The organism is Neisseria sp. HMSC070H10, from assembly GCF_001837635.1.
In the GTDB taxonomy this organism is placed as follows: Bacteria; Pseudomonadota; Gammaproteobacteria; order Burkholderiales; family Neisseriaceae; genus Neisseria; species Neisseria subflava_A.
The window spans coordinates 1-484 of the sequence record NZ_KV833372.1; the positions used below are offsets into that span (position 1 = coordinate 1).

The 484-nt window shown below is 50.0% G+C and carries 1 pseudogene; it reads left to right on the forward strand.

The features are described 5' to 3' along the window. Positions 1 to 484 (forward strand): annotated as a pseudogene (locus HMPREF2606_RS05920) (hypothetical protein); the annotation flags it as partial.

Consider the following 484-nt stretch of genomic DNA (forward strand, 5'->3'; position numbering starts at 1 on the left):
GCAAGTAATAATTTTTATCAAGAAGGAGATGAGTGTGAAATTTTTAGCTGCTTTGTTGTGGCCGGCCATGTTGCTGCCCATTTTGTCTCATGCAGATAGCGGCATTCAGACGGTCTCTGTTTCTCAAGCATATGCGGATGACGCAACGGGCTGCGGGCAGCTTTATCCTGTAGAGAGCTTCGAGAATTTGTTCAGACAGATGGCCGGCACGCTGCATAGTGCCTGTTTGCTTGATATGCCACCTGAAGATTTAGCGAAAAAGTGGCAGATTCCCGTGTACCGGCGCTATCTGCGGCTTTCCGGCCGTTTGCGGCCTGACGGAGAAAAACAGGCGGTACTCAGATGGAAAGACAAGGCAGAGCGGCAGAAATGGCTCAAACACAGGCGGCGTAAGCTAAAACGGCCGACCGACGGCTTTACGGTAGTGCATCAGACCAACTACAACGGCAGTACTTTTTTAGAAATCGAAGCAACGCCTGATTAT